This is a genomic window from Streptomyces sp. NPDC058157 (assembly GCF_042884105.1).
Taxonomy (GTDB): Bacteria; Actinomycetota; Actinomycetes; order Streptomycetales; family Streptomycetaceae; genus Streptomyces.
This window is the reverse complement of the sequence record NZ_JBHVUQ010000270.1, coordinates 1-8,113: the sequence shown is the minus strand read 5'-3', so window position 1 is coordinate 8,113 and position 8,113 is coordinate 1. Positions and strand designations below refer to the sequence as shown.

Below are 8,113 nucleotides of genomic sequence, written 5' to 3'. Positions count from 1 at the left end.
CCCCGCAGCGGGCCCGGGGGCCGTGGCCCCGGCCACCGGCGCAGGGGCGGGGACCGCCCGGCCTGTCCCGGCGCCGGGACACGGGCCCGGGACGCCCGGCCCCCCGCAGGGGCGGGGGGCCGGGGAACCGGCCGCCGCCCCCCTCAGCCCCGCCTTGCCGGGCGGTGCACCGCAGCCGGGCCCGACGGCCACCGCACCGGTCACCACGCCCTCGGCACCCGGCCCCGCCGTATACGACCCCGCCGCGGCGGGCGGCGCGCCGGAGCGGGGGCCCGGGGGCCCGCCCCCGGTTTCGGGAAGGGGCGGGGCGGGGGAAGTCCTCGCCCCGGCCGGATCCCCGGGAGCGGCCGGCACGGACCGGGCCGGGGCCGGATCCCCGGTGCGGACCCTCACCGACCAGGCGCGGCCCGGATCCCCCGGGGCGATCGGCGCCGCCCGCACCCGCGCCGGACAACCGGAGGCCGACCGGGCCGGGACGGCGGAGGCGGCCGAGCCGCGCCGGCGGATCGAGGGGCTCCTGCTCGGGCTCGCCGCGGGCGACGCGGCCGGGTGGCCCGCCGCTCGGCACCGGGCCAGCCGGATGCCCGAGTGGACCCGCCGCCTCACCCGCGAGCTCGACACCTTCGCCGAGCAGAACGCCACCACCACCCTCCCCGTCCCCATCGCCCTCAACCAGCCCCCCGAGCCCCTGCGCCTCGGCCCCTCCGACGACGCCGAATGGGCCGCCTTCGCCGCCGAGTCCGTGCTCACCGCCGCCGGCGCCCTGCTCAGCGACCTCTCCCGGTCCCGCCGTATGCGCGCCGCCATCGACCTGGCCTGGAACGCCCTGGCCAGCGAGGTCGCCGCGGCGGCGGAACGGGCCCCCGAGGTCGAGTCCGCCGTGCTGCCGATGCGCGCCCGGATCTCCGTACGGGCCGGGCTCGGCAACCTCGCCGCCGGTCTGCGTCCGCCCGCCACCGGCCACGACAACCCGCACTACTTCGACGACGCCGCCTGCGTCCGCGCCTGCGTGCTCGCCGTCGTCCACCCCGGCGACCCCCACGCCGCCGCGGAACTCGCCGAGTTCGACGCCCGTTACACCCAGGACGGGGACGGGGTCCACGGCGCCCGCGCCATGGCCGCCGCCGTCGCGGCCGCCCTCGCCGGGGCGGACACCGGCGCCGCCGTCGACGCCGCTCTCGAACAGCTGCCCGCCGCCACCGAGATCGGCCGCAACGCCCGGCACGCGGTCCGGCTCGCCCGCACCGACGGCGAGGGCGCCTTCGCCCTCGTCCCGCTGCTGGAACACCAGATCGTGGACCACGTCTACAGCTACGGCATCGCCGCCGCCGAGACCGTCCCCGTCGCCCTGGCCCTGGCCACCGCCGCCCGCGGCCGCGCCGCCGAGGCCGTGCCGGCCGCCGCCTGCCTCTCCCGCGTCGCCGACTCCGCGCCCGCCCTCGCGGGCGCCCTCACCGGCGCCCTCGGCGGCGGCGACTGCCTGCCCGCCTCCTGGCGCGAGGCCTGCCGCGTCCTGTCCGGCTGCGCGCTGCCCCGGCTGGCCGGAACCGACCTGGTCGAGCTCGCCGCGCTCCTCACCCGTACGGAACTCACCGCACCGACACGAGGGATGATTCGAACATGACGTTCACGCTGGAGGACCGGATCACCGGCTCCCTCGTCGGCGCCGCCGTCGCAGACGCCCTCGGCGGCCCGGTGGAGGGCTGGTCCCCCGAGCAGATCGCCGAACGGCACGGCGGGCGCGTGCACGGCGTCGTCGGCCCCTGGTACGAGGACTGGCGCACCGCCCGCCCCATCGCGCCGTACCACAAGGGCGACGGGCACGTCACCGACGACACCCTCATGACGCACGCGCTGGTCCGGGTCTACACGGCCGTACGGGACCACCTGGACGCGTACGCGATCGCCGAGCACCTCGTACCCGACCTGATGTCCGTACCGCGCTGGATCCCCGAGCTGGAGGCCGAAGCCCTGCCGCTCCAGCGGGTGTTCCTCGCGGAGAAGTGGATCGTGGCGCGGCTGCACTACGCGCACGCCGACCCCCGCGAGGCCGGCACCGGCAACATCGTCAACTGCGGTGCGGCGATGTACATGGCGCCGGTCGGACTGGTCAACGCGGGCAACCCGCGGGCCGCCTACGCCGAGGCGCTGGACGTCGCGGGCGCCCACCAGTCCTCGTACGGACGGGAGGCGGCCGGGGTCTTCGCGGCGGCCGTCGCGGCGGCGTGCCTGCCGGGGGCGACGGCCGCGTCGGTGGTGGAGACCGCGCTGGACCTGGCCAAGGACGGCACCCGGGCCGCCATCGCGGCGGTACGGGAAGAGGCGCTGCGCCACCGGGACTTCGAGTCCGCGCTCGGGCCGCTGCGGGAGGCGGTGGCCCCGTACGACTCGGTCGGCCCGGACTACCGCGCGCCCTCGCTCGGCGCCCGGCGGCCGTCGCGGCTGCACGCGATCGAGGAGCTGCCGATCGCGCTCGGGATGCTGCTGGTCGCGGACGGCGGGTACGAGACGGCGGTGCTCGGCTCCGTCAACTACGGGCGGGACTGCGACTCCACGGCCGGCATGGCGGGGGCGATCGCCGGGGCGCTGGGCGGGGCGGGGGCGGTCCCGGAGGGCTGGGCCAAACGGGTCGCCGAGGCCAGCCGCCTCGACCTGCACGCCCCGGCGGCGGCACTGGCCGCCGTGGCCCGCGAGGTCTTCGCCCGCGACCGCGACCGCCGCCGCGCCCACGAGACGGCCTTCACGGCGTTGGCGTCCCCCCGATGACGAGACCCCCCACCGACCGGCACCGTCCCACCCGGGGGCCGGGCAGGGCACCGGCCGGGACCACCGGACACGCCTCGGCGGCCCGCACCCCGGCGGCCCCGCCCGGCACCGGGGCGGAGCTCGTGCGGCTGACCTGGGCACAGCCCGAGGACCTGGTCGGGCACGAGCTGCGGCAGGCCGCCGAGGACGGCCGGGACGCCGGCCCGCTGCTGCGGACCTGGCTGGCGGCCGGCGGCCGGCCGGCCCCCGCCCGGGCCGGCGCCTCCCCCACCCCGGCGGGTCCGGAACTGCGCGCCCTCGCCACCCGCCTGCTGGACGAACTCGCCGCCCTCCCGGTCCCGTCGGCCGCCGACGAGCCCACCTCCTGGCCCGCCATCCGCGCCACGTGGCCCACCGGGGCGCCGAGCGGCCCGCCGGCCCCCACGCCGCAGCCCCCGGGTGCGCCCTCCACCCCCCGGAGGCCGGGCCCGGCCGCCCCGCCGCAGCCCGCAGCAGCGGTCCCCCACCAACCCCGGGCCGACCGGGACCCCCACCGGCCCACGCCGCAGCCGGCCGGCCGCCCCGACCCCGCCCCCCGCCCCCCGGGAACGGCCCCAGCCCTCCACGACCCGGCGCTCGGCCCCCGCCAGTGCTCCACGCCGGACCCGGCCACCCCGCACACGCGGCCCGGATCCGGCACGGACCGCGGCGGTGCCGTCGCCTCCGCCCCGGACCCGCAGCCCGGGTGCACGCCGTCCCCGACCGCCCCGCACACGCCGCCCGCTGCCGCGCCAGACGGGCGGGGCGGGACAGCCGGGACGCCCGGGACAGCCGGCCCGGGCCCCGGCAGCGGGCCCGGCGGTGCCGTCGCCTCCGGCCCGGGCCCACGGCCCGGGTGCACGCCGTCCCCGGCCACCCCGCACACGCCGCCCGGGTCCGGCACGGACCGCGGCGCGACCCCCGGCGGTGCCGTCGCCTCCGGGGCGGGCCCGCAGCCCGGTCGCACGGCCGCCGGGCGCGTCGTCCTGCGGACCCGGCCGGAGCCCGGTGGCGGGGCCGGGCCGGGCGATCCGGGGCTGTGTGCCCGGCTGGAGGCCGCCTGGGTGGGGCGGGCCGTGGGGTGCGTACTGGGCAAGCCCGTCGAGAAGCTGCCGCTGCACGGGATCCGGGCGCTGGCCCGGGCCGCCGGGAACTGGCCGCTCGACGACTGGTTCACCGCCCGCGGCGTCCCCCCGGAGCTGCTCGCCGCCCACCCGTGGAACCGCCGCTCCGCCGCCACCTCCCTCGCCGAGAACATCGACGGCACCCCCGAGGACGACGACCTGAACCACCCCCTCCTCGGCCTGCTCCTCCTCCAGCGCCACGGCAGGCGCTTCACCACCGCCGACCTCGGCCGCCTCTGGCTCGACGAACTCCCCGCCGGGCGCGCCTTCACCGCCGAGCGGATCGCCTACCGCAATCTGCTCCTCGGCCTGGAACCCCCGCTCACCGCCGGCCACCACAACCCCTTCCGCGAGTGGATCGGCGCCCTCATCCGCGCCGACGTCCACGGCTGGACCAACCCCGGCGACCCGGCCGCCGCCGCCGAGCAGGCCTGGCGGGACGCCTCCCTCAGCCACACCGCCACCGGCGTCCACGCCGCCCTCTTCGCCGCCGCCACCGTCGCCGAGGCCGCCTCCGGCCGGGCCGACGTGCACGGCGCGCTGCGGGCCGGGCTGGCCGTCGTACCGCCCCGCTCGCGCCTCGCCGAAGCCGTCCGCTTCGGGATCCGCACCGCCCGCGCCGAGGGCGACTTCGAGCGGGTCGTGGACCTGCTGCACGCCCGTTACGGCGGCTACCACTGGGTGCACGCCCTGCCCAACACCGCCCTGATCGCGGCCGCCCTCACCCACGCCGACGGGGACTTCACCCGTTCCGTGTGCGGCGCGGTGTCCGGCGGCTGGGACACCGATTCCAACGGGGCAACCGCCGGCTCCGTCGCCGGACTGCTCGCCGGCTCCCCCGACCGGATCCCGGAGCGGTGGACCGCCCCGCTGGGGAACCGCCTCTCCACCACCGTCGCCGGCTTCGACGGCGTCGGCTTCGACACCCTCGCCCGTCTCACCGCCCAGGAGGCAGCCCGACCATGACGGCCATCGCCGTGCTCGGCAGTACGAACATGGACCTCGTCGCCTACGTCCCCGAGGCCCCCCACCCCGGGGAGACCGTCACCGGCCGGGAGTTCCGCACCGTCCCCGGCGGCAAGGGCGCCAACCAGGCGGTGGCCGCCGCCCGCCTCGGCGGGGAGGTGGTGATGATCGGCGCGGTCGGCGCGGACGAGTTCGGCGTCCGGCTGCGGGCGGCCCTCGCCGGGGCGGGGGTCGAGACCGCCGCCCTGCGCACCGTCGAAGGGGCCAGCGGCACCGCACACATCACCGTCGACGACGAGGGCGCCAACAGCATCGTCGTGATCCCCGGCGCCAACGGCCGCGTCACCGGTCTGGAGCCGGGTGACGACTCCCGCATCGGCGCCGCCGACTGCCTGCTGCTCCAGCTCGAACTCCCCCTGGAGGCCGTCCTCGCCGGCGCCCGCGCCGCCCGCGCCCACGGGGTGCGCACGGTCCTCACCCCGGCCCCCGTCCAGCCGTTGCCCCCCGAACTCCTCGCCGCCACCGACCTGCTGGTCCCCAACGAGCACGAGGCCGCCGCCCTGACCGGGCTCACCGACCCGCACCGGGCGGCGGAGGTGCTGCTGCGGGAGGTCCCGGAGGTGGTGATCACCCTGGGCGCGGCGGGCGCGCTGTACGCGGCCCGGGGGCGCGAGCCGCTGACCGTGCCGGCGCCCCGGGTGCGGGCCGTGGACACCACCGCCGCCGGTGACACCTTCGTGGGGGCGCTCGCGGTGGCCCTCGGGGAGGGCCGGCCGGTGCCGGAGGCGCTGCGCTGGGCGTCGGTGGCGGCGTCCCTCTCGGTGCAGCGGCCCGGGGCGCAGTCCTCGATGCCGACGCGCACGGAGACGGACACCGCCGCGCTGACCGGGCCCCCGGAGCCGGAGTCCGGCGCCCCGGCCGGGTCGTCGGCACCGGACACCGCCGCTCCGGCGGGGCCCCCGGAGCCGGGTTCTGGCGGGGCCGGACCGGGAGGCCCGGCATGACCCCGGCCGCCCGGGCCCGCCGCGGGCCCGCCCACCCCGCCCCGGCCGCCCGCCCGGACGCCCGCCCGGACGCCGGTGGCTGCTCCGGCGCAGGCTCCGGCCCGGACGCCTGCCCGGGCTCAGGCACCGGCAGCGGCAGCGGCACCGGCACCGGCACCGGCTCGAACACCGCCCCCGGCCCGGGTGGCGGGCCGTTGGCCGGGCTGCGGGTGCTGGACCTGGCCACGCTGTTCGCCGGGCCCCTCGCCGCCACCCTGCTCGGGGACTTCGGCGCCGAGGTGGTCAAGGTCGAGCACCCCGGGCGGCCCGACCCCTCGCGCGGGCACGGTCCCGCCAAGGACGGGATCGGGCTGTGGTGGAAACTGCTCGGGCGGAACAAGCGGACGATCACCCTCGACCTGTCCACCCCCGGCGGTCGGGACACCCTGCTGCGGCTGGCCGCCACCGCCGACGTCGTGGTCGAGAACTTCCGCCCGGGCACCCTGGAGCGGTGGGGCCTGGGCTGGCCCGAGCTGTCGGCGGCCAACCCCCGCCTCGTCCTGGCCCGGGTCACGGCCTTCGGCCAGCAGGGCCCGTACGCCCGCCGCCCCGGCTTCGGCACCCTCGCCGAGGCCATGAGCGGCTTCGCCGCGATCACCGGCGAGCCGGACGGCCCGCCGACCCTGCCGCCGTTCGGCCTGGCCGACTCGATCGCCGCGCTGACCTGCGCGTACGCCGTGATGACCGCGCTCGCCGGCCGGGAGCGGACCGGCCACGGCCAGGTGGTGGACCTGGCGATCGTCGAGCCGATCCTGACCGTGCTGGGCCCGCACCCGCTCTGGTACGACCAGCTCGGCTACGTCCAGCCCCGCACCGGCAACCGTTCCGCGAACAACGCCCCGCGCAACACCTACCGCAGCGCGGACGGCCGCTGGCTGGCGGTGTCCGCGTCGGCGCAGTCGATCGCCGAGCGGGTGGTGCGGCTGGTCGGCCACCCGGAGCTGGCGGACGAGCCCTGGTTCGCCACCGGAACCGGCCGGGCCGCGCACACGCACCTCCTCGACGAGGCGGTCGGCGGCTGGATCGCCCGCCACAAGGCGGAGGAGGTGGTCACGGCCTTCGAGGAGGCCGAGGCGGCCGTCGCCCTGGTCTACGACGTACGGGACGTGCTGGCCGACCCGCAGTTCGCGGCCCTCGGCACGGTCACCGAGGTCGAGGACCCCGAGCTCGGCCCGCTACGGATGCAGAACGTCCTCTTCCGGCTGTCGGAGACCCCCGGCGGGATCCGCTGGGCGGGCCGCCCGCACGGTGCGGACACCGAGGCCGTGCTGACCGAACTCGGCCTGACCCGGGCCGAGATCACCGCTCTGCGCACGGAGGGTGCGTTGTGATCCTGACCTGGCTGTACGCACCCGGGGACCGCCCGGCGGTGGTGGAGAAGGCCCTGCGCTGCGGGGCGGACGCCGTGATCGTGGACCTGGAGGACTCCGTGTCGGCCTCCCGCAAGGAGTACGCCCGCGCCGCCACCGCCGAGCTGCTCGCGGAACGGCCGCCGGTGCCGGTGCACGTACGGGTGAACGCCCTGGGCTCCCCCTGGGCGGGCGCCGACCTCACCGCCCTGGCCCGCCTGCACGGGCTGGCGGGGCTGCGGCTGCCGAAGATCGACGCCCCGGAGCAGGTCGTCCGGGTCGCGGACCGGATGGGCGGGGTGGCGCTGTACGCGCTGCTGGAGTCCGCGCTGGGAGTGGAACGGGCGTACGACATCGCCCGCGCGCACCCTTCCCTGCAGGGGCTGACCCTGGGCGAGGCGGACCTCTGCGCGGACCTCGGGGTGTGCGCGGAGGGCGGGCTCGACTGGCCGCGCTCCAGGGTGGTCGTGGCCGCCCGGGCCGCCGGGCTGGCACCGCCGGCGCAGTCGGTGTTCCCGGACATCCGGGACCTGGAGGCGCTGGCGGCGTCCTGTGCGCGGGGGCGGGCGCTGGGGTTCCTGGGGCGGGCGGCGATCCATCCGCGGCAGCTGCCGGTGATCGAGCGGGCGTTCCTCCCGGGGCCGGAGGAGGTCGTCGCCGCCGAGGAGATCGTCTCGGCGGCCCGGGCGGCGCCGGGGGCCCTGGCCCTCCCGGACGGCCGCTTCGTCGACCCCGCGGTGGTGGCCGCCGCCCACCGCACCCTCTCGCTCGCGCGGCGCCCCGTCTGACCCTGCGGGGCCGTCCCCTACCCGCCCTTCGCCCGTTCCCTGGGGCTCCGCCCCAGACC

At 78.9% G+C, this 8,113-nt stretch carries 5 protein-coding genes and 1 pseudogene; all 6 read left to right on the top strand.

The features are described from left to right. Nucleotides 1-154: 154 nt before the first annotated feature. Nucleotides 155-1,600: pseudogene (locus ACFVXK_RS35175) on the top strand (ADP-ribosylglycohydrolase family protein); the annotation flags it as partial. 20 nt (nucleotides 1,601-1,620) lie between these two features. Next, a complete protein-coding gene (locus ACFVXK_RS35170; protein WP_389620310.1) occupies nucleotides 1,621-2,766 on the top strand; it encodes an ADP-ribosylglycohydrolase family protein in 1,146 nt (381 codons plus the stop codon). Then, the gene (locus tag ACFVXK_RS35165) at nucleotides 2,763-4,874 is read left to right on the top strand and encodes an ADP-ribosylglycohydrolase family protein (RefSeq protein WP_389620307.1); all 2,112 of its coding nucleotides are present in this window, start codon (nucleotides 2,763-2,765) and stop codon (nucleotides 4,872-4,874) included. Before ACFVXK_RS35170 ends, ACFVXK_RS35165 begins: the two co-directional genes overlap by 4 nt. Beyond that, nucleotides 4,871-5,878, top strand: a complete 1,008-nt coding sequence (rbsK, locus tag ACFVXK_RS35160; protein WP_389620304.1) for a ribokinase — start codon at nucleotides 4,871-4,873, stop codon at nucleotides 5,876-5,878. The genes ACFVXK_RS35165 and rbsK overlap by 4 nt, the downstream gene beginning before the upstream one ends. Further along, nucleotides 5,875-7,248: a CaiB/BaiF CoA transferase family protein gene (locus tag ACFVXK_RS35155; protein WP_389620301.1), complete on the top strand. Its 1,374-nt coding sequence runs from the start codon at nucleotides 5,875-5,877 to the stop codon at nucleotides 7,246-7,248. Before rbsK ends, ACFVXK_RS35155 begins: the two co-directional genes overlap by 4 nt. Continuing rightward, nucleotides 7,245-8,054: an HpcH/HpaI aldolase/citrate lyase family protein gene (locus ACFVXK_RS35150; protein ID WP_389620298.1), complete on the top strand. Its 810-nt coding sequence runs from the start codon at nucleotides 7,245-7,247 to the stop codon at nucleotides 8,052-8,054. Before ACFVXK_RS35155 ends, ACFVXK_RS35150 begins: the two co-directional genes overlap by 4 nt. Nucleotides 8,055-8,113: the final 59 nt, after the last annotated feature.